This is a genomic window from Streptomyces sp. SUK 48 (assembly GCF_009650765.1).
GTDB lineage: Bacteria > Actinomycetota > Actinomycetes > Streptomycetales > Streptomycetaceae > Streptomyces.
Map to the genome: position 1 here is coordinate 949,051 of NZ_CP045740.1, position 18,828 is coordinate 967,878.

At 74.1% G+C, this 18,828-nt stretch carries 18 protein-coding genes; 6 read left to right on the top strand and 12 right to left on the bottom strand.

Annotated features, from left to right (window positions below):
• The first annotated feature begins 16 nt into the window (after nucleotides 1-16).
• Nucleotides 17-376, top strand: coding sequence for an antibiotic biosynthesis monooxygenase family protein (locus GHR20_RS04145; protein ID WP_153812262.1), 360 nt, complete (start codon nucleotides 17-19; stop codon nucleotides 374-376).
• Nucleotides 377-468: 92 nt separating this feature from the next.
• Here the strand turns inward: GHR20_RS04145 and GHR20_RS04150 are convergent, their stop codons facing one another.
• Nucleotides 469-1,458 (bottom strand): DUF5937 family protein, encoded by a 990-nt coding sequence (locus GHR20_RS04150; RefSeq protein WP_208446867.1) that lies wholly within the window; start codon nucleotides 1,456-1,458, stop codon nucleotides 469-471.
• An 80-nt stretch (nucleotides 1,459-1,538) separates the two neighbouring features.
• On the opposite strand from GHR20_RS04150, the gene GHR20_RS04155 reads away from it, so the two are divergent.
• The 4 genes from GHR20_RS04155 to GHR20_RS04170 all read left to right on the top strand — a co-directional run bounded on the left by GHR20_RS04155 (nucleotide 1,539) and on the right by GHR20_RS04170 (nucleotide 5,069).
• A complete protein-coding gene (locus tag GHR20_RS04155; RefSeq protein ID WP_153812263.1) occupies nucleotides 1,539-2,819 on the top strand; it encodes an MFS transporter in 1,281 nt (426 codons plus the stop codon).
• 127 nt (nucleotides 2,820-2,946) lie between these two features.
• Nucleotides 2,947-3,108 carry a hypothetical protein gene (locus GHR20_RS04160; protein WP_153812264.1) on the top strand — a complete coding sequence of 54 codons (162 nt, stop codon included), beginning with the start codon at nucleotides 2,947-2,949 and terminating at the stop codon, nucleotides 3,106-3,108.
• A gap of 188 nt (nucleotides 3,109-3,296) precedes the next feature.
• Complete coding sequence (locus tag GHR20_RS04165; RefSeq protein WP_153812265.1) at nucleotides 3,297-4,373, top strand: hypothetical protein; 1,077 nt, start codon at nucleotides 3,297-3,299, stop codon at nucleotides 4,371-4,373.
• Between the two features lie 54 nt (nucleotides 4,374-4,427).
• A complete protein-coding gene (locus tag GHR20_RS04170) occupies nucleotides 4,428-5,069 on the top strand; it encodes a class I SAM-dependent methyltransferase (protein WP_194858803.1) in 642 nt (213 codons plus the stop codon).
• Here GHR20_RS04170 and GHR20_RS04175 read toward each other — a convergent pair.
• Complete coding sequence (locus GHR20_RS04175; RefSeq protein ID WP_153812267.1) at nucleotides 5,051-5,941, bottom strand: NAD(P)H-binding protein; 891 nt, start codon at nucleotides 5,939-5,941, stop codon at nucleotides 5,051-5,053. The two genes, GHR20_RS04170 and GHR20_RS04175, sit on opposite strands and share 19 nt — an antisense overlap.
• A 191-nt stretch (nucleotides 5,942-6,132) precedes the next feature.
• On the opposite strand from GHR20_RS04175, the gene GHR20_RS04180 reads away from it, so the two are divergent.
• Nucleotides 6,133-7,353 carry a metallophosphoesterase gene (locus GHR20_RS04180; RefSeq protein WP_153812268.1) on the top strand — a complete coding sequence of 407 codons (1,221 nt, stop codon included), beginning with the start codon at nucleotides 6,133-6,135 and terminating at the stop codon, nucleotides 7,351-7,353.
• 20 nt (nucleotides 7,354-7,373) lie between these two features.
• On the opposite strand, the gene GHR20_RS04185 is transcribed toward GHR20_RS04180, so the two are convergent.
• From GHR20_RS04185 to GHR20_RS04230, 10 genes are all read right to left on the bottom strand, one after another.
• The gene (locus GHR20_RS04185) at nucleotides 7,374-8,954 is read right to left on the bottom strand and encodes an AMP-binding protein (protein WP_153812269.1); all 1,581 of its coding nucleotides are present in this window, start codon (nucleotides 8,952-8,954) and stop codon (nucleotides 7,374-7,376) included.
• The gene (locus GHR20_RS04190) at nucleotides 8,951-9,652 is read right to left on the bottom strand and encodes a 4-phosphopantetheinyl transferase (protein ID WP_194858804.1); all 702 of its coding nucleotides are present in this window, start codon (nucleotides 9,650-9,652) and stop codon (nucleotides 8,951-8,953) included. The genes GHR20_RS04185 and GHR20_RS04190 overlap by 4 nt, the downstream gene beginning before the upstream one ends.
• Entirely contained in the window at nucleotides 9,649-10,842 is a 1,194-nt protein-coding gene (locus tag GHR20_RS04195; RefSeq protein WP_243877926.1) for an acyl-CoA dehydrogenase family protein, read from the bottom strand. The genes GHR20_RS04190 and GHR20_RS04195 overlap by 4 nt, the downstream gene beginning before the upstream one ends.
• Nucleotides 10,835-12,001 (bottom strand): acyl-CoA dehydrogenase family protein, encoded by a 1,167-nt coding sequence (locus GHR20_RS04200; protein ID WP_153812270.1) that lies wholly within the window; start codon nucleotides 11,999-12,001, stop codon nucleotides 10,835-10,837. Before GHR20_RS04200 ends, GHR20_RS04195 begins: the two co-directional genes overlap by 8 nt.
• A complete protein-coding gene (locus tag GHR20_RS04205; RefSeq protein ID WP_111584911.1) occupies nucleotides 11,998-12,264 on the bottom strand; it encodes a phosphopantetheine-binding protein in 267 nt (88 codons plus the stop codon). The genes GHR20_RS04200 and GHR20_RS04205 overlap by 4 nt, the downstream gene beginning before the upstream one ends.
• A gap of 49 nt (nucleotides 12,265-12,313) precedes the next feature.
• Nucleotides 12,314-13,468 (bottom strand): hypothetical protein, encoded by a 1,155-nt coding sequence (locus GHR20_RS04210; protein ID WP_208446837.1) that lies wholly within the window; start codon nucleotides 13,466-13,468, stop codon nucleotides 12,314-12,316.
• Nucleotides 13,469-13,506: 38 nt separating this feature from the next.
• Nucleotides 13,507-14,220 carry a maleylpyruvate isomerase N-terminal domain-containing protein gene (locus GHR20_RS04215; RefSeq protein WP_153812271.1) on the bottom strand — a complete coding sequence of 238 codons (714 nt, stop codon included), beginning with the start codon at nucleotides 14,218-14,220 and terminating at the stop codon, nucleotides 13,507-13,509.
• Complete coding sequence (locus tag GHR20_RS04220) at nucleotides 14,217-15,449, bottom strand: pyridoxal phosphate-dependent aminotransferase (RefSeq protein ID WP_343335989.1); 1,233 nt, start codon at nucleotides 15,447-15,449, stop codon at nucleotides 14,217-14,219. Before GHR20_RS04220 ends, GHR20_RS04215 begins: the two co-directional genes overlap by 4 nt.
• Before the next feature lie 352 nt (nucleotides 15,450-15,801).
• Nucleotides 15,802-17,139 (bottom strand): lysine 2,3-aminomutase, encoded by a 1,338-nt coding sequence (locus GHR20_RS04225; RefSeq protein ID WP_153812272.1) that lies wholly within the window; start codon nucleotides 17,137-17,139, stop codon nucleotides 15,802-15,804.
• Nucleotides 17,136-18,800, bottom strand: a complete 1,665-nt coding sequence (locus tag GHR20_RS04230; RefSeq protein ID WP_153812273.1) for a carbamoyltransferase C-terminal domain-containing protein — start codon at nucleotides 18,798-18,800, stop codon at nucleotides 17,136-17,138. The genes GHR20_RS04225 and GHR20_RS04230 overlap by 4 nt, the downstream gene beginning before the upstream one ends.
• Nucleotides 18,801-18,828: the final 28 nt, after the last annotated feature.

Below are 18,828 nucleotides of genomic sequence, written 5' to 3' on the forward strand. Positions count from 1 at the left end.
GAAGAGGAGAGACACGATGACGACCGTCACCGTCACCGCGAGCATCGACACGACCCGCCCCGTGGCCACCCTCATCAACGTCTTCACCGTCACGCCGGACCGCCAGGACGAACTGATCGCCCTGCTGGCCCGCGCCACCGAGGAGACGATGAAGCACCAACCCGGCTTCATCTGCGCCAACTTCCACGCCTCCGAGGACGGGGAACGGGTCGTCAACTACGCCCAGTGGGAGTCCGAGGACCACTACCGGGCGATGCTCGCCAACCCCGCGGCACGCGTCCACATGGACCAGGCGGCGGAGTTCGCGACCGACGTCCAGCCACGGCTGTTCCAGGTCCGCTCGACACACGGCACGGGCCGGCCCACACCCCGCTAGACGCCGTACACGCTCCGCCACTGGACGCCGGGTACGGCGACGGGCTGGGTCTACAGGGCCGGCCAGGTGCCGTCCGCCGCCGACCGGGGTGCTCAGACGCCGCCCGAGTACAGCGCCGCCGCCAGCGGGGTCTGCCGGTAGAGCACCTCGTGGCCGCGCCGTTCGGCGGTCACGAGGCCGGCGTCGCGGAGGACGGTGAGGTGGTGGGAGACGGTCGCCGGTGCCAGGCCCACCCGACGGGCGAGGCCGCCGGTCGTGCCGGGGACGAGCGTCTCCGCCAGGACGGCCGCGCGCCCGGCGCCCAGCAGCCGCGCGATCGCCGGTGGCCGCGCGGCCGGGGCCCAGAGCCGCGCGGCGCCGAGCATGGGGTAGACGAGGGACGGGGGCGCGGCCGACGTGGCGCCGGTGGGGCCGATGCCCAGGTTCGGCCAGCCGAAGGCGGTCGGGACGAGGACCAGGCCACGGCCGCGCAGGTCGAGGCTCCCCCGCCGCAGCCCCCTCAGGTGCAGGGCGTCGTTCTCCCACCTGGCCCGCCGGTGCAGATCGGCGAACAGTCCTTCCAGACCGCCGTCGGCCAACTGCCGGGCGCGCGTGGTGATGTCCGCGTCGAGCAGGCCGCGTACGCGGTCCCAGAGCGGTGCGACCAGGGCCCGCCATGCCTCTCGCTGGTGTGCGACGAGCCTGTCCCGGGCCACCACGGGGTCCCCGGTGAGGGCGCGGTACAGGTGCGGGGGCACCGTACGGGGGTCGAGGCGACGCGCGTGCTCGGCGAGTTCGGCGGCGACGACGTCCGGGGCGGTGGCCCGGACCTGGGCGAGATCGTCCTCGATGGTGGTGAGCGGGCCGGTCGGGCTCGGCCACAGGAAGTCCGGCCCGTGCCCGCGCACCGGTACCGCGACGCCGAGCAGTCCCAGATCGAGTCCGGCGACGACGTCCTGGATGCCGCGCAGCCACGGCAGGTACCAGGCTTGGCGGTGCGGTGCCTTCAGCACCAGGAGCGCGGACATCGTCTCCTGCAACGGGGAGACCGCGAACCGGCACCGTGCCGTGTCACCCGACCCGAACCTCAGCACCAGCGTCATACCGCTCACGATGGCAGACCTGGATTCGACGGACATCGAATCCGCGTTCTCCCGGCCCCCAGAACGGCACCCTGTCGGTCATGGCCGAACCCCCGACCGCGCCGGTGGCGCCCCCGCCACGCACCCGTCTGCTGCGGGGGAACCCCGCGCTGCGGTCCCTGTGTGCCTCGCGGGCGGTGTCGTTCGTCGGCGACGGGATCACCGCCACCGTGCTCGTGGTGCTCGCCGCCCGGCAGGACGGGCCGCTCGGGGTGAGCCTGCTGCTGCTCGCGAACGCCCTGCCGAGACTCGCCGGCCCGCTGGCCGGGGTGCTCGCCGACCGTGTCCCGACCCGCCGGCTGATGACACGCTGCGAACTGGCCTCGGGTCTCGTCATCGGCCTGATCGCCGTCACCCTGCCGCCGCTGCCGGTCCTGGTCCCGCTCGTGGTGCTCGCGGGAGCGCTGGCCACCATCAGGAACCCGGCCGGGCGCAGCCTCGTCCCCCTCTTGGTCGAGCCCGCCGATCGCGCCCCGGCCAACGCGCTGTTCGGGCTGGCCCGCACCCTGCAACTCGCCGTCGGTCCCGGCCTCGGCGGGCTGCTGGCCGCCGGGCCCGGCGGCATCCACACCGCGCTGGCGGTCGACGCCGCGACCTTCGCCGTCTCGGCGCTGCTGCTGACCGGGCTCCCGGCGCTGGAACCGGCCCGCGCCCCCGCGGCGGTCACCGGGGTCTGGGCCGAGGCGACGGAGGGGCTTCGCTACGTCGCGGCGGACAGGCGGGTCGGCACCCTCATCCTCACCCTGTTCGTCATCGTCGCCCTCGCCGGTGTGGACAACGTGGCGCTGGTGTTCCTGACCAGGGATCAACTGGCGGGCGGCCCGGCCGGATACGGTCTCGCCGCCAGTGCCTTCGGCTCGGGAATGCTGCTGGCCTCGGCCGCGTGCACACGGCTGGCCCGGGGGCGTTCACCGGTGGCTCTGCTGGTCGTCGCGATCACGGCGAGCGGTGTGGGCACGCTGCTCACGGGGCTGGCTCCGGCCCTTGCCGTCGTCCTGGCGGCGCAACTGCTCGCGGGCTCGGGGAACGCCGGGGAGAACATCGGCTACGACACCGTCATCCAGGGCATCGTGCCCCGCCCGATGCTCGGCCGGGTCTTCGGCACCCTCGGCACCGCCGCCCAACTGGGCGCGAGCTTCGCCTATCTCGCCGGCGGACTGTCGGTCGGCCTGCTCGGCGCGCGCACCACCTTCGCCCTCGCCGGCACCGGGACACTCGCCGTCCTGCTCGTCCTCCTACCCGCGCTCCGCCATTCCGAGCAGTTCGGCCCCGGCCGCCCCACCGGCCCCACGGCCCAGGAAATCAACCCACAAGAGGGATAGCGGCGGTACGTGAACATGGCCCGATCTCACCTCTACAGAATGGGCTGAAATGTCGACAACCTTGACCGGGGTCCGGCCACTTGTTAATTTTCGAATTCAGCCCGACCAGCCAGGAGGAAATGTTTCTATGACGACCTCGGAAGCTAAGCGCAATGCGCGAGTGGCAACGACGCTGAACACGATGCTGGCCCAGGAGGCCCCGGTCGCCACGGCGCCGCTCGTGGACATCCTCTCGGGAAGCGACAGCGAAGCGGTGAACTTCACGTCCGCGTGGGAGACCGAAGACTGATCCTCATCGGCGGTGCACGCGAAAGATGAGAGAGCCCTCTCCTCTTCCGCGTGCGCCGTTTTCCGCCTGTTCCGCCACTCTCCGATCTCCGGGAATGCGCTCACGCCATGGGAAATAGTGGTCCGGTCGAAAATAGCGCCGTCGCGCACGAGGGGCCTGACGAACAGGTCTGGCACGGAATCTCATCGATGCTCGATCAGTACATCCGTCTCGAGGACCACGATCGGGTGCTTCTGCTGTACGCGCGCAGCGCGCGCGAACCGGCCGCCTGGGTGGCAGCCGAACTCGATATCCGGGGTGTGCCCACGGCGCTCATGGACCTGGAAGGAATGTCCGCCGCCGCGGTCAAGAAAGCGCTCGACAGCACGAAATTCACTGTCGACCGGGTCGCCGGCCGGCTTGTCGTCCTCTGTGTCGAATACGACATCGTCACCCCGTCGCACATGATTCGCGACGCGCTGGAGCCGTTCGCCGGGCAGCGGACCGAGGTCTTCCGGACCGTGATGACCGGCGCGGAATTCTTCCGGCAGGCCGTGACGACGTCGCCGGCCACCTTGAACGACATCAACGCCGGGCTCCTGCACATCCTCCGGACCGCCGAGCAGTTCAAGGTCAGGACGTCCTCCGGGTCGGAGCTGGAGGTCGTCCTGGACCCCGCGCGCTACCGCTGGGTGAGCAACCGCGGTCTCCACCGCGAGGGGGCCTTCGTGCTCCTCCCCGCGGGCGAGGTGGCGACCTGTCCCGCACGGATCAGCGGCACGCTCGTCGCGGACGGCGCCTTCAACTCGACCGCGTACACGACGCTCGACGCGCGCCTGGGGGAACATCCCGCCGTGTTCGAGATCGAGAACGGCATCATGACGGACCACCGGTGCGACGACCCTTCGGTCACGACATTGATCGAACGCTGCCTGCGGCTCCCGAACGCCGATCGCGTCGGCGAGCTGGGATTCGGCACCAACATCGGCATCGAGCGGTTCATCTCCCTGAACTCGCACCTCAACGAGCGGTTTCCGAGCGTCCATATCGGTTTCGGCCAGAGCAACCAGGTGCGCGGCCTGGTCCACTCCTGCGATGTGCACGTCGACTTCATCACGTCCGACTGCGTGATCGAGGTGCCCGGTCTGCCGCCGCTGAGAAGTCAGGACTTCAAGGATCTGACCGGCGAGCATCCAGCGGTCGAGGAAGGCGTGTTCGACGAGGATCTGGACGGCGACTGCTGCGGCCTGTTCTCGCCCCACACCAACAGCCGATGCCCTACCTAGGTGGCAGGAACAGTGACGCACCCTGATCTCTCCCTCTCCCCCGACGGCTCTCCGGTGGAGTTCTACGCGCGCCTGCCGGCCGGTTCGAGCCCGCGCCTGATCCACGCGTCGATTCCGGCGGGTGCGAGCATCCTCGAACTCGGTTCAGGCGCGGGGAGAATCACCCATCCCCTGCTGGAGCTGGGCCACGAAGTGGTCGCGGTCGACGAGTCGGCCGCCATGCTGGCGCACATCAAAGGCGCGGAGACCATCGAATCAAGGATCGAGGATCTGAAGCTCGCCCGCCGCTTCGACGTGGTTCTCCTGATGTCGCATCTGATCGAGAAACCGGACATCGAGCAGGCCCGGGCATTTCTCAGGGTCTGCCGCGCCCACGTCGAGAACCGGGGGCGTGTGCTCATCCAGCGGGACCCGCCGGAGCGGCGCTACGTCGACGAGCCGCCGTTCGCGCGAGAAGTGGCGGAAGGATGCACGATCAGCATGCGCGAGCTGAGCCAGGCGTCCTCCGAGCTGCTGTCCTTCACCCTCGACTACGAGATCGACGGCTCGAAATGGACGCAATCGGTGGTCACCAGGCCCGTGGACGACCGATCCCTCGCGTACGAACTGGGATTGGCGGACCTGGAGATCGACCGCTTCCTGAACCCGAGCCGGTCCTGGGTCAGCGCCCGGCCAACTCACCTGTCTCCGCGATGAACACGTAGGCGCGGCCGCAGCACGTCGTACGCCCACGACGCCAGTGTGGTGGGGGTGGTGCTGCGCACGGTACGGGGCTGTTCCGGTACGAAGCCGTCCCGCAGCCCGGCCGACATGCCGATGACCGCTTCGACCAGGCCGTCGGTCATGCCGGACGCGCGCAGCAGATGCCGCATCGCGTCGTCGGTGACGCGTTCGACGCGCAGGGGGCGGCCGATCGCGGCGGACACGATCTCCGCGGCCTGGGTCCAGGTGAGGTCGGCCGGGCCGTGGACGGCCTGGACATGGCGGCCGGACCAGTGGGTCGTCAGCAGGCGTGCCACGGCGACCTCGGCGATGTCGCGCGGCGCGACCCAGGCGAGGGGCTGGTCCAGCGGGAGGATCACGGGGATCGTGCCGGCCCGGACGGCGTCGAGGAGGGACTCCAGGTTGCTGAAGAAGTAGCCGCAGCGCAGGTGGGTGACCGTGGCGCCGAGCGCGTCGAGGGCGGTCTCGGTGCCCGCGAGTCCGTCGATCTCACCGGCGCCGTGGCGCAGCTCGGCGCCGACGCTGCTCTGGAAGACGGTCCGTTCGATGCCGCCTGCGCGGACGGCGCTCACCACGCTCGCGGTGGCCCGCGCGTAGTCGCCGAGCGGGTCCGCGCCCGTCGTCGGGGGGTCGACCCAGAAGAGGGCGTCGACCCCGGCGGTGGCCGCCACGACCGCCTCCGGGTCCCGCTGGTCGACCGCGACGGCGTCGGCCTCGCGGCGTACCGCGGGATCGAGCCGGCCGGGGTCGCGGGCGAGGAGCAGGGGCCGCAGCCCGGCCCGGATCAGCAGGGCGACGACATGGCGTCCGACGTTCCCGGTGGGCGTGGTGACCGCGATGCGCATGGCCTGGTGTCCTTTCGGTGGCCGACAAGGCGACACTAGGTGTGGAACCGGACAGGTGCTGTCGTCATTCAGGCAGCTCTTCGCGGTGGCTTCAGGGAGGTGTCCGCGGTGGCTTCACCGAGGTGCTCGCGGCGGCGTACCGCCGTCCGGATACAGTGCGCGGGACGACAGCCCGGTCAGGGAGGGGAAGCGTGACCGACACCAGCAACACCCGGCCCGTCGAGGGTGCGGCGCAGAAGCCGCGGCCGAGCCGGCTGCACCGCTTGATGCGCGTCATCCCGCTGATCGCCCCCGTGCTGCTGTGGGCCGTGCCCTGCTGGGTGCTCCTGCACGCCGGCCAGCACTGGCCGCTGCCCGTCTCCCTGACCGGCACCGCCCTGTTCGTCCTCGGGCTCATCGGGATGCCGCTCGCGATGGTGCACGGTCACGGCCGGCGCCAGCGGGACCGGGCGGCGATCGCCGGCGACACCCTGCTCGGCACCAGCTGGGTGCTGTTCACCTGGTCCGTTCTGCTCGGTGTGTTCTTGCGGCTCGCCCTGGTCCTGGCCGGCGTCGGGGACGGTCAGGACCGGGCCCGGATCGTCACCTGGGCCGTCCTCGGCACCACCGCCGTCCTGCTCGGCTGGGGGTACGCGGAGGCCCGCCGCGTGCCACGGGTGCGCCGGCTCGACGTACCGCTCCCCCGTCTGGGCCCCGGGCTGGACGGCCTCCGGGTCGCCCTCATCACCGACACCCACTACGGCCCCCTCGACCGCGCCCGCTGGTCGGAGCGGGTGTGCGAGACCGTGAACACCCTGGAAGCCGACCTGGTCTGCCACACCGGCGACATCGCGGACGGCACGGCCGAACGCCGCCGCGCCCAGGCCCTCCCCCTCGGCACCGTGCGGGCCACCCGGGCCCGCGTGTACGTGACCGGCAACCACGAGTACTACAGCGAGGCCCAGGGCTGGGTCGACCTGATGGACGAGCTGGGCTGGGAGCCGCTGCGCAACCGCCATCTGCTGCTCGAACGCGGCGGCGACACCCTCGTGGTCGCCGGTGTGGACGACGTCACCGCCGAGTCCTCCGGCCTGGAGGGCCACCGCGCCCACCTCGCCGGCGCCCTGGACGGCACCGACCCCGGCCTGCCCGTCCTGCTCCTGGCCCACCAGCCCAAGTTCGTCGACCGGGCGGCGGCCGCCGGGATCGACCTCCAGCTCTCCGGCCACACCCACGGCGGCCAGATCTGGCCCTTCCACCACCTGGTCCGCATCGACCAGCCCGTCGTCGCCGGGCTCAGCCGGCACGGCGCCCGCACCCTCCTCTACACCAGCCGCGGCACCGGCTTCTGGGGCCCGCCGTTCCGCGTCTTCGCCCCCAGCGAGATCACCCTGCTCGTGCTCCGCTCCCCGCACCCGCCCGCCTCGTCGTAACACCGGACGGCGGTCACGGCTCAGGACGGCTCCGGCGCGCGCAGCAGCCGTTCGACCGCGGCGCGGTCCACCTTGCCGTTCGGGTTCAGCGGGAGTGCCGCGAGCGCGGTGATCCGGGCCGGGACCATGTACGGGGGCAGGCGCAGGCGCAGAGCCGTGCGGTGGTCCTCGGTCCGGGCGCCGGGGGCGCTGGTGTGGGCCGCCGCGAGTTCGAGGCCGCCGCCCGGCACCGGCAGTGCCACCGCCACCGCGTCGAGGACGCCCGGCAGGTGCCGCAGTGCCGCCTCGACCTCGCCCAGCTCGACCCGGTAGCCGTGCACCTGGACCTGCTGGTCGACACGGCCGAGGTGGGCGAGGGGTGTGCCGGGGGCCAGGGGGCCCTCGTCGGCGGTCGAGGGGGACAGCGCGGTCACGCGGTCGCCCGTGCGGTACCAGTGTGCGTCCGTGAGCGGCGTCCCCGGGTCGTACGGGGTGCCGTCGGGCGCGAGGAAGCGGCCCGCGTTGTCGGCCGGGTCGAGGTAGCCGGCGAAGCGCTGGGGGCCGCGCACACACAGTTCGCCGGCCAGGAGGCGGCCCTCCAGGCGGGGGTGCAGGGGGCCGATCGGCACGGTGCCGTTCGGGGTGTCCGGCCAGGCGCCGGGGTCGGCGGGGAGCCGGTGGCCGGCGCAGGTGACGGTGAGTTCCGTGGGGCCGTAGGCGTTGTCCAGCGTGCTGTTCCCGGCGGCCAGCGCCCAGGCCCGCGCCTGGCGGAGGGTCAGCGGCTCGCCGCAGAACATGCTGCGGCGCAGGCCCGGCAGGCTGCCCGGTTTCAGCGCCCGCAGCCGTTCGGCCAGGGAGATCACCGAGGGCACGGAGTTCCAGTGGGTCAGGGCGCGGGCCGCGGCGAAGCGGACGGGGCGCAGCAGGTCGCCACGGGTCGCCGCGACCAGGGTCGCGCCGGTGCCCCAGGCCGCGTACAGGTCCAGCACGGACGGGTCGAAGGTCAGGTCGAACGTCTGCGACACGCGGTCGCCTGGCCCGGGGCCGTAGTGCGGCACCGCGTGTTCCAGATAGGCGCACACCTGGCGGTGCCGGATCGGGACGCCCTTGGGCTCGCCGGTCGAGCCCGAGGTGAACAACAGGTAGGCGAGATCGTCGGGGGTGGTGGCCGGCTCGGGCAGGTCCGGGGGTGCGGTGGCGGTGGGTGCGAGCAGGTCCTCGCCGGTGAGCGTGAGGACCGGTGCCGGCAGCCGGGCCGCGTGGTCGCAGGAGCCGTCGGTGAGGATCACGTCGAGGTGTGCGGCGGCGGTCACGCGGGCGTTGCGCGCGAGCGGGAAGGCCGGGCCGAGGGGCACCACGGCCGCGCCGATCCGGTGGACCGCCAGATAACCGGCGTACGCGACGGCGGTCCGCCCGGTCAGCAGCCCGATACGGCGCGGCGGCGCGGCGGTGCCGCTCCGTTCCAGCAGCCGGTGGGCCACCTGATCCGCCAAGACGCCGAGTTCGGCGTAGGTGAGCCGGGTGTCGCCGACCTCCAGTGCCGTCGCGGCGGGGTGGGCGGCGGCCGGGTGCGCGAACCAGTCGCGCAGCGTCCGGCGTTCGGCTCGCGGGGCCTCGGTCACGTGTCGTTCACGCCTTTCGGGGAGAGGGAGGGGCGGGAGAGCCGGGATCTCGGGGAGGGGCGGCCGGCCGCCCCTCCGAGCGGCGGGGCCGGGCCCACGGCGCAGCTCAGCGGTGTTCCGGAGACGTTCCGCAGACAGGTCCAGCGGTACGGTCCCCAGTGGCCGCCGCGGCTTCCCGGCGGCACCTCGATCTCCCACGGCCGTCCCGCCAGTCCGGTCCCCGCCGCCTTCACGCACGCCTCCTGGGCCGTCCACACCCAGGCCACCTCCGTCGCCGCCCGTGCCGGTGCGAGCGCGAGGACGCCGGGTGCGTGGGAGCGCAGCAACCGGCGGACCAGGGTGGCACTGACCGAGGGCGCCGGGTGCTGGAGGTCCACCCCGACGCGCCCCTCGGCGGCGAAGGCGCAGGCCACCATGGTGTCGCTGTGCGAGACGCTGATCGCGGCCCCGGGGCACCCGGCGAGGCGGGGCTGTCCGCGCTCGTCGGGCACGATGTCGGTGCAGGCCAGTTCCGGCGCCACCGCGCGCAGCAGCTCCCGCAGCACACCGCGCCCGTGGAGGAACCTGAGGGCGCGCCACTCGGGCAGGGCGGCGGCGCGGCGCCGGTCGTCCGGGTGGGTGCTCGGGGCGCCGGAGCCCGCCACCACCCACACTCCCCCGGCGACCGCCAGGGGGCCCACCACCAGGCCGGGCCTCATGCTTCGAGGATCTCGCGGCGCAGACCGTCGAGGACGCGCTCGGCCTCCTCGGCGACCGTCTCCAGGACCACCTCCGTGGTGCCGCCCCCGATGCCGAAGAGCGCGGCCTGGGCCCGGACCTCCTGGAGTCCCCCGTCGGCGAAGCCGGCCGCTCCCCACAGGTGGGCGCACTCCCCGAGGACGTACGGCACGGTCGTGCCGGCGGCGGCCTTCAAGGTGGCGGCGGCCCGCAGGTCGTAGTGCCCGGCCACCGCGGGAGCCGCCCGTTCGGTGAGGGCGTGGAGTTCCTGGACCCGTACCAGGGCGGCGGCGAAGCGCTGGCGGACATGGCCGCGGCTCCACAGCGTGCCCTCCTGGTGTTCCCGCCCGGTCAGCCGGTGCCGCGTGTCGGCCAGCACCCGGCGGCACAGGGCGACGCCCCACAGCGCCCCCGCCAGACGCTCGACCGCGATGTGCCGGGCGAACGCCGGCAGGCCGAACCCGACCCGGCCCACCACGTGCTCCCGGCCCAGGCGCACTCCGTCGAACGACACATGGCCCGCGCCCGCGCCCGCGTAGAGCGCCGAGCGCGCCGGCCGCACCGCCACACCGGGCGCGTCGGCCGGGACCAGGACCCAGGTGAAGCTGGCGAAGTGCCGGCCGGGGCGGTGCCGGGCCAGGACGAGGAGGGACTCGGCGGTGGTGGCGTTGGTGATCCACTCCTTGCCGCCGGTCACGGTGACGCCCGTGTCGTCGACGGCCGCCTCGGTGCGCAGCGCGGTCAGGTCGGTGCCCGCCGTGGTGTCCGTCGCGGCCAGGGCCAGGGTGGCCGTCCCGCTCAGGGTGCGGGTGAGGGCGCGCTCGACGGCGGGGCCGCTGCCGGTGGCAAGGACCGGCAGGGCCGTGGCGAGCTGCACGGCGGCGGACAGCGTCGCGGGGATGGACCAGCGGGCGTCGGCCGTGGCCAGCACGGTGGCGAGGCCGTCGGTGTCGATGCCCCGGCGGACGTCGCCGTCCCGGTAGACGCGGGCGAGGTGACCGGCCGCGCCGAGGGCCGCCCACGCCGCCGAGCCGCTCAGGGCGGGGTCGCGCGGGGCGGGGCCGGGCGGGGCGGAGTCGCGGGGGTCGGGGCCGGGCGGGGCCAGGTCGCGCGGGGCGGGGTCGTCGGCCGTCGGGGTTCCGGCCGGTGCGGTGGCGGGCAGGTCAGGCAAAGGTGACTCCCGGGTCGCGCAGGGCGAGGCGGCCGTCTGCCAGGTGCAGACGGTCGTTGTGGTAGTTGAGCGCGGCGGAACGCAGGTCGCGTACGGCCAGTTCGAGCCGGGTGGGCGAGTCCTTGAGGTAGCCGTCGCGCAGCCCGACCGCCTCGACCAGCTCGTCCACGGCGGCGAGGCACTGCTCCGAGGCGGTGATCTTCAGGGCGTTGAGCAGGAGCTGCCGCGGCGGACGGGACAGGTCCTCGCCCGACTCCACGACGGGCACCGCCTGCCGGAGCAGCGCGTGGACGCTGTCCAGGCGCTGGCGGGCCCGGGACAGACGGGTGAGCAGCAGCTCGGAGGTGATGTCGAAGCGGGCGCGGCCGGCCGGGCTGCGGATCAGGCGCAGGACGCGGGAGAGCGCGCCCGCCGCGGTGCCGAGCCAGGCGGCGGACCAGCCCAGATGAGCGAGGGGGCCGAAGACCTGCGCGGCGATCTCGTGGAAGTACCCCGGCTCGCCGACCACTTGGCGGACCGGGACGCGGCCGGTCAGCCGCAGGGGCGCGCTGTGGCTGGCCCGCATGCCCATCGGCTGCCAGTCGCCGGACGCCGCCACGGTCAGCTGGTCCCGGTCGGCGTAGACCAGGGAGACATCGTGGGCGGTGGCGTCGCCCGGCGCGCGCATGGTGATGAGGAATCCGTCCGCGTGGGCGCCGCCGGTGACGACGGGCGCGAACCGGTCGATCTCCAGCAGGCCGTCGGCCTCGGTCAACCGGGCGTCGGCCGTGGTGAGCCGGCCGCCCTTGCCGGTCTCGGTGGTGACCGAGGCGAGGTAGATCTCGCCGGCCGCGACGCGGGGCAGGACCGCCTTGGCCAGCCGCTCGTCGGCATGGCGGACCAGGGCGGCCGACTGCTGGCAGTGCATGGCGAAGATCATGGCCACGGACATGTCGGCGCGCCCGAGGGTCTCGGCGGCCCGCACCAGGTCGCGCGGGGTGCCGCCGAGGCCGCCGTACGCGACCGGCACCAGCAGCCCGAGCAGCCGGGACCGGCGCAGCGCGGCCAGCGCCTCCAGCGGGAAGACCGCGTCCCGGTCGGCGTCCGCGAGGTGGGCCTCGGTCACCTCGACGACCTCCGCGAGCCGGGCGGCGAGCGAGGACGCGGCCTCCGCGCTCACGCCGTCACCGGGCCGGGTTCCTCGCCGGAGAGCTGGGCGGCGACGGCGCGCCACAGGCTGCCCGCGGTGGCGAAGGTGGCGTCGGTCATGTCCTCGTCGGGGAGCTGGATGCCGAAGCCGTCCTCCAGCTGGAAGAGGAGCTCGATGGCCTGCATGGAGTCGACGCCGAGCCGGCGCAGATCGGTCTCGGGGGTGATGGTGAGGTCGCCGGGGCCGGCGTGTTTGAGGAAGGGCCGGAGCAGTTCGGTGAAGCGGGGGTCCATGGGGGCGTCCTTTCGGTGCGGGGTGCGCCGGTGCGCTGCGGGGGGGGTGTCAGCGGCGGGCGATGCGGCAGAAGTCGTCGACGTGGCGCAGCTGTTCGGGGATCAGCTCGTCGGCGGCGAGTTCGAGGCCGAGGTCGCTCTCGATCCGGTCGATGATCTCGACCAGCCGGAAGGAGCTGAAGGAGGGGAAGGAGTCCAGCGCGGCGCCGTCCAGCAGCTCGGCCTCCGTGACGCCCAGGACGCCGGCGGCCGCGCGGGCGACGGAAGAGCGCAGCTCGTCACGGTCGGCAGTGGCGTCGTCGCTGTCGTGCGCGAAGGCACCGCGGTCGACGGCGAACACGGTGCGGTCGGCGGCGAGGAGTTCGGCCAGCCGGTCCAGGGCGCCCGCCGGTTCGGCACGGCCGCGGGCCACCCTGCGCTGGGCGAGGTAGGTCTGCTCGACCAGCTTGTCCCAGGCCGCGAGGTGGGCGCGTACGGCCTCCGGCGGCTCGGCGCGTCCGGCGCGCTGTGCGCGGTGGGCGGCGTGCAGTCTGCGGGCGCGGGCCAGCAGCCAGGTCTCCGCCGAGAGTTGGCCGAGGGCGCGCAGCCGGTCCGGCCAGGTCGCGTACGCGGTGACGTAGGGCCCGGGGTCGAAGTCGGCCACGCTCGGCTCCGCGGGCTCGGGCGGGGCCGGTGCGAAGGTGACGACCTCGGCGGTCCCGATGCCCGCCAACTCCCGCTCGTCCAGGATGTGTTCGCCCGGTTCCGCCGCGCCCCACCGGGTCTCGACGCGGTAGGCGTCGGTGACGTGCCATCCGGTGGGGCCGGCGGCGAGCAGGAAGCTGTGCTCCATGTGGGCGTTGCCGTGGTAGGGCAGCCAGGGCAGGTGATAGCTGTCGGCGACGACGTAGTGCGCCTCGGTCCGCCGGGCCGTCTCGGCGAGGAGGTCGGCGGCGGCCAGGCCGCGCCTGGTCACCGGGCGCAGTCCCACCAGGGGTGCGTCACCCGTCAGCCGCGTGTCGAGGGTGGGGTCGGCGGTGGGCAGTCCGTCCGGCAGGGTACGGAGCGGAAGGTCCAGGCGGGCGCCCAGGCGCAGATGGGTGCCGGGGCCGTGGAAGTGGTCCGCGAGCACGGCCAGGTTCACCTGGACGCAGTCGAGCAGGTCGCTGCGGATGCCCGCCAGGGGCAGGGGGGCGGGGGCTGCCGGGGGCAGGGGGATGGGCATGTCGGTGGAGTCCTCGGTCGTTCGGGGAGGGGCGCGGGTCAGATCCACGGGGGCAGCACCGGCAGGCCGCCGGGCGCGTCGAGGAGGGCGCCGTCACCGCGCCCGCTGAGCCAGGCGAGCAGCTCGGCCCGCGCGCCGCGGACCAGGGGGCCGCCGCCGTCGAACCGGGCCAGCTCCATGCCCTCGGCGTCGCTCAGGGTGAAGGCGGGCACCTTCTCGGCCTCGGCGTAGTAGCCGACGACGTCGTCCAGGACGATGTCCCGCGCGGTCGCCGGGATGTCGGCGAGTTCGGGACCGGCGTCCAAGTCGACCAGGTGCAGGACGAGTTCGCGCAGCCGGATGACGAGGATGCGGCGCGGGGTGCAGGTCTCGCCGGTGAACGGGACGATCGTGGCGTCCCATGCGGGCCCCGGCAGCGTCTCGACCGCGCGCTGCCAGCTCCGGGCGCTTTCGCGGACCCGGGCCACGAGCGCGGCGGCGGGCAGCAGCGCCCCGGCCTCGATCTCGGCGTCCCGGGCCTCGCGGCCGGCGTACTGATCGTTCCTGACGCCGGTGCGCGCCCAGGTCAGCAGGCGTTCCAGCGCCGGGGCCTGGGCGGCGAGGTGGCTGAGGACGTGGGCGCGGGTCCAGCCGGGCAGCCGGGACGGGGCGGTGACGGCCGCGTCGTCCAGCGTGGCGGCGGCGGTGAGGAGCCGCTCGGCGGCACGGTCGAGTTCGCGGAGGACCGCGGGGGTGGGGTCGATCTCCTTCATCGGGCCTCCTCCGGGACGTCGGACTTCTTCATCGGGCCCCTCCCAGGTGATCGCTCGCCGTCGCCGTCATCGGCTCGGCTTGGTTCGGCTCGCCTCCGGACGTCGTGCGCGGGCGCGGGGTCGTGCACCGGCGCGGGCGCGGGGCGGCGGCCGGTCAGCTCGGCGAACGCGTCGGCTATGCGGGCGAGTTGGCCCGCGATGTGCGGCAGGCGCACGGGGTCGTCGGCGGCCAGGGCCTCGGCCTGCCCGTGCTCGTCCCCGTACAGCAGGCTGGTCGCCGCCTTGAAGCGCAGTGCGTGGGGGGCGTCGCCCAGCAGGTGTCCGGCCAGGACGACGACGCCGGACTCGTCGAGGAGGCGCCGGGCGAGGGAGGCGGAGCCGGTGACGCCGCGGGCGGCCAGTTCGGCGCGCAGCGGTTCGAAGTCGGGGTAGACGTAGAAGGCGCCGGTGGGGGGTCTGCACAGGGCGCCGGCGTCGAGCGCGATCCGGTGCACCGCGCGGGCCACGGCGCCGTGCAGGCGGGCGGCGTCCCGCAACCGACGTACCACCTCCGGCGGTTCGGCGAAGGCGTACGCGGCGACCTGCTGCATCGGGCCCGCCAGTGTCGACCACAGCTCGCCGGCGGCCGACAGCACTCCCTCCCGCAGCCGGCGTCCCAGGTCCCCGGCGGGGAAGCGGGCGGCGCCGATGCGCCAGCCGCCCAGGCCCAGGCTCTTCGACAGGCCGGTGGTGACGACCGTGCGCTCGGGCACGACCTCGGCGGGGCTGAGGTAGCCGCCCGCCGGGTCGTGCAGCACGTCACGGTAGATCTCGTCGGAGATGACGACGAGGTCCTCGGCGCGGGCCAACGCGCAGATCTCCCGCACCAGTCGGGGCGGGGCGAGCGTGCCGGTGGGGTTGTCGGGCAGCGTCAGGACCAGCGACGCGGGCTTCTGGCCCGCGGCGCGGGACCGCGCGAGCGCGGCGCGCAGGGCGGCGGGCTCGGGGACTCCCCCGCAGTCCGCGGGCACCGGGACCGCGATGGCCCGCTTGCCGGCGTACGCGGCCTGGGGAGCGTAGGTGTTCCAGGCGGGGGCGGGCAGCAGCACATCGCCGGGGACGGTGAGCTGAAGGGCCATGAGCAGCGGCTTGCTGCCCGGCGCCAGCACGATCTGGTCGGCCTCGGTGGGCAGGTCGCGGCGCGCGAAGTAGCCGGCGACGGCCTCGCGTGCGTCGGCGCGGCCCGCCACCGGACCGTACGACGTCCGTCCCGCCCCTCGACGAGGGCCCGGGCGAGACCGGGCAGCAGGGGCAACCGCGCCTCGCCGAACGCCAGATGCACCAGGGACTCCCCGGCGGCCCGGCGTTCGTGCACCAGTTGGTCCAGAGCGAGGTTGGGCGAGAGCGGGCGCCGCGGGAGACCGGGCACGTGCGGGGTCGTATCGCGGGCGGGTGGAGGCGAACCGGGCACGTGCGGGGTCCTTTCGCGGGTGGGTGGACACAAGGGGGCGCCGGGCATCACGTGGCCGCCGCCCCGGGCTGCCGGCCGAGCGCCCGGCCTCACGCGGCCGCCGTCCCGGACCACCGGCGGAGCGCTCGGCCTCACGCGGCCGCCCCGGATTCCGGTGGGGTGCCGCGCAGCGCGGCCGCCAGGTCGGGCGGGCAGTCCGGGGCGATCTCCAGGTCGTCCAGCCAGGCCGCCCGGGGACAGTAGCGGGCCCGGAAGGGGCGGCCGACCAGGGCGGGATCGCGGGCCTGGAGCATGCGCAGCTGGAAGTAGGCGCCCTCGGGCGTCTCCTGCACCCCGTCCACGACGACCTTGCCGGGCGTCGCGGACATGACCGGGCCGCGCACGGTACGGGCCAGGCCCGGCAGCGTCCGGTAGGCGGCTCGGAAGATCTCCGACGCGCGGGCCAGCGGCACCTGGAAGTACGCGTGCGGCCCGGTGTCGCGTTCCACGAACAGGTAGTACGGGACGACGCCCGCGGCCAGTTCGGCCTTCCACAGGGCGCTCCAGGTCGCCGCGTCGTCGTTGACGCGGGCGATCAGCGGTGCCTGGCCGTACACGACGGCGCCCGTCGCGCGGATGCGCCGCAACGCCTCTTGCGCGGGCGCGGTCTCCAGCTCGCGCGGATGGCTGAAGTGCGCCATCACGGCGAGCTGTTTGCCCGCCGCCACGACCTGCTCGAACAGGCGCAGCACGTCGTCGGCGTCGTGGTCGGTGGTGAAGCGGTACGGCCAGTACGCCACCGACTTGGTGCCGATGCGCACGGTGTCGACCGACTCCAGGGCGAGCAGCGGCTCCAGATGGCGGCGCAGCCGTTCGGTGGTCATCACCATCGGATCGCCGCCGGTGACCAGCACGTCGCTGACCTCGGGGTGCGCGGCGAGATGGGCGAGCAGCCCGGCCGGGTCCGGGGCGGCGAAGCGCAGGTCGGCGTCGCCGACGAACTGCGCCCAGCGGAAGCAGTAGGTGCAGTACGCGTGGCAGGTCTGCCCCTGGCCGGGGAAGTACAGGACGGTCTCGCGGTACTTGTGCTGGAGTCCCGGCACGGGCCGCCCGTCCAGGTGCGGCACGTTGTACTGCTGCTGGCCCGAGGGGTGCGGGTTCAGGCGTCCCCGGATGTCGCCGACCAGCTCGCGCAGCAGCGGTTTGTCCCCGGGGTCCGCGGAGAGCTTGGCGAGCTGCTCCTCGTCGGTGGCCGCCAGCATGCCCCGCTGGGGAAAGGTCAGCTGGAACATCGGGTCTTCCGGTACGCGGTCCCAGTCGATCAGCCGGCTCAGGACGTACTCGTTGACCCGGAACGGCAGCACCAGCGACAGCCGGCGCACCGTCTCGCGTACCTCCTCCCCCAGCCCGAAACGGGCGGCGATCTCGTCGAGGTGCCTGGGACCGAGTGCGCGGAAGCGCTCGGACGCGGCCCGGCCGGCCGCCATCATGCGCCCCCTCCCGACGGGCTCTTCTTCCGGTACAGGGCGTCTTCGAGGACGAGGAAGTCCAGGTCCATGGAGCGGAACGCGGCGAGCGCGTCGCGCGCGCGGTCCACGACGGGCTCGCCGCGGTCGTTGAAGGAGGTGTTGAGGAGGACCGGCGGCGCCCCTCGGGCCGCCAGGGCGTCCAGGGCCGCGCCGACGGCGGGCGCCTCGTCGCCGTCGAGCGTCTGCGGGCGGGTGGTGCCGTCGACGTGGACGACGCCGGGGGCGACCCGGCGGCCCAGCTCGGTGGCGCGGGCGGCGCCCAGCATGTAGCGGCTGAGGTGCTCCTGGCGCTCCCACAGGCGGGCGCCGTAGCCGGGCCGGGTGACACCGGCGAACGGGCGCCACTGCTCGCGGTTCTTCACCGCGTTCACCCGGGTGTTGACGTCCGCGGTGTCCGGTACGGCGATGATCGAGCGGTGGCACAGGGCGCGCGGCCCCACCTCGGCGCGGCCCTGCGCGACCGCGCCGATCCGCCCGTCCAGGAGCAGCCCGGCCAGTTCGTCGATGTCCAGCGGGGTGCGGCGCAGGTCCTCGGTGTCCGCGGCGGTGAGCGTCCCGGCGCCGGTGTCGCTGCCGAGGTACGGGGAGAGCGGCGCCGTGCGGGAGCGCGGCGGGTGGACGGTCCAGGCGGCGCCGAGGGCCACGCCGGCGTCGTGGGGAACCGGCGGTACGTACAGGGGTCCCGGCAGGGTGCCGTTGGTGGAGCAGTTCAGGGCGACGCCGCCGCTCATGCACAGCTCTTCGACCCCGGCCGCCTTGCGGGTGAGCGAGGCGAGATGGGTGACGGCCTCTTCCACGACGCGCTGGGCGGTGTAGGCGATCAGGACCGCCCGGGGGTCGTCGGCGAGCCGGTCCGGCGCGGCCCGCGGCCCGTCGGCGCCCGCGATCCGGGCGTAGCGCTCGCGCCACCGGGCGACCGTGTGGCCGTACTGCTCCTTGATCTCCTCGGCGGTGGCCCGCCCCGGGCGCTCGGGCAGCGGCTCGACGGCGAGGGCGAAGTCGTCGCCTTCGATGGCCACGAGGCTTTCGGTGCGGATGCCCCGGGCGCGGCCGTAGGCGGCCAGGCCCATGGTCTTGCCCGCGTCGAGGAAGGAGAAGCCCAGCCAGGTGGAGGCCGCGTCGTAGGCGTAGCCGAGGGAGGCGGTGCGCCGCCAGGAGCGTTCCCGGCGCGGTGCGCGGCCCTCCTCGTAGGTCCAGATGCTGGAGGACTCGTTCTCGCCGTGGCCGTCGACCACCAGGACGCCCGCCTTGCGGAAGGGCGAGGCGTAGAAGGAGGAGGCGGCGTGCGCCTGGTGGTGGCCGACGCGCACCACCTCCGGCAGCCGCTCGCCGAAGTCCAGGCCGACCGCGTGGGCGAGGAACTCGGCGTCGTCGGCGAATCCGCCCGGGTGCAGCTGTTCGTCGTCCCAGCCCACCGCGACCACGTCGATCTCGGCGGCGCCGATGCCCGCCCGCTCCAGGCAGAACCGGGCGGCACCGGCGGGCTTGCGGTACAGCGAGTGGCGCCGCCGGTTGAGGCGTTCCTCCTCGGAGAAGGCGACGATCCGGCCGTCGCCGTCGATCAGACAGGCCGCGGTGTCGTGCCGGCCGGCCGGTGGTGCGTTGACGCCCAGGATCCACATGGTCGAAGAGCTCCTTGCTTCCTTTTGC

Bases quoted from the DNA above. Each gene is read 5' to 3' on its own strand.
- GHR20_RS04190 (WP_194858804.1), bottom strand. From the start codon at position 9,652: ATGAGGCCCGGCCTGGTGGTGGGCCCCCTGGCGGTCGCCGGGGGAGTG.
- GHR20_RS04175 (WP_153812267.1), bottom strand. From the start codon at position 5,941: ATGCGCATCGCGGTCACCACGCCCACCGGGAACGTCGGACGCCATGTC.
- GHR20_RS04215 (WP_153812271.1), bottom strand. From the start codon at position 14,220: ATGAAGGAGATCGACCCCACCCCCGCGGTCCTCCGCGAACTCGACCGT.
- GHR20_RS04230 (WP_153812273.1), bottom strand. From the start codon at position 18,800: ATGTGGATCCTGGGCGTCAACGCACCACCGGCCGGCCGGCACGACACC.
- GHR20_RS04160 (WP_153812264.1), top strand. From the start codon at position 2,947: ATGACGACCTCGGAAGCTAAGCGCAATGCGCGAGTGGCAACGACGCTG.
- GHR20_RS04165 (WP_153812265.1), top strand. From the start codon at position 3,297: ATGCTCGATCAGTACATCCGTCTCGAGGACCACGATCGGGTGCTTCTG.
- GHR20_RS04155 (WP_153812263.1), top strand. From the start codon at position 1,539: ATGGCCGAACCCCCGACCGCGCCGGTGGCGCCCCCGCCACGCACCCGT.
- GHR20_RS04225 (WP_153812272.1), bottom strand. From the start codon at position 17,139: ATGATGGCGGCCGGCCGGGCCGCGTCCGAGCGCTTCCGCGCACTCGGT.
- GHR20_RS04210 (WP_208446837.1), bottom strand. From the start codon at position 13,468: ATGCCCATCCCCCTGCCCCCGGCAGCCCCCGCCCCCCTGCCCCTGGCG.
- GHR20_RS04150 (WP_208446867.1), bottom strand. From the start codon at position 1,458: ATGACGCTGGTGCTGAGGTTCGGGTCGGGTGACACGGCACGGTGCCGG.
- GHR20_RS04145 (WP_153812262.1), top strand. From the start codon at position 17: ATGACGACCGTCACCGTCACCGCGAGCATCGACACGACCCGCCCCGTG.
- GHR20_RS04205 (WP_111584911.1), bottom strand. From the start codon at position 12,264: ATGGACCCCCGCTTCACCGAACTGCTCCGGCCCTTCCTCAAACACGCC.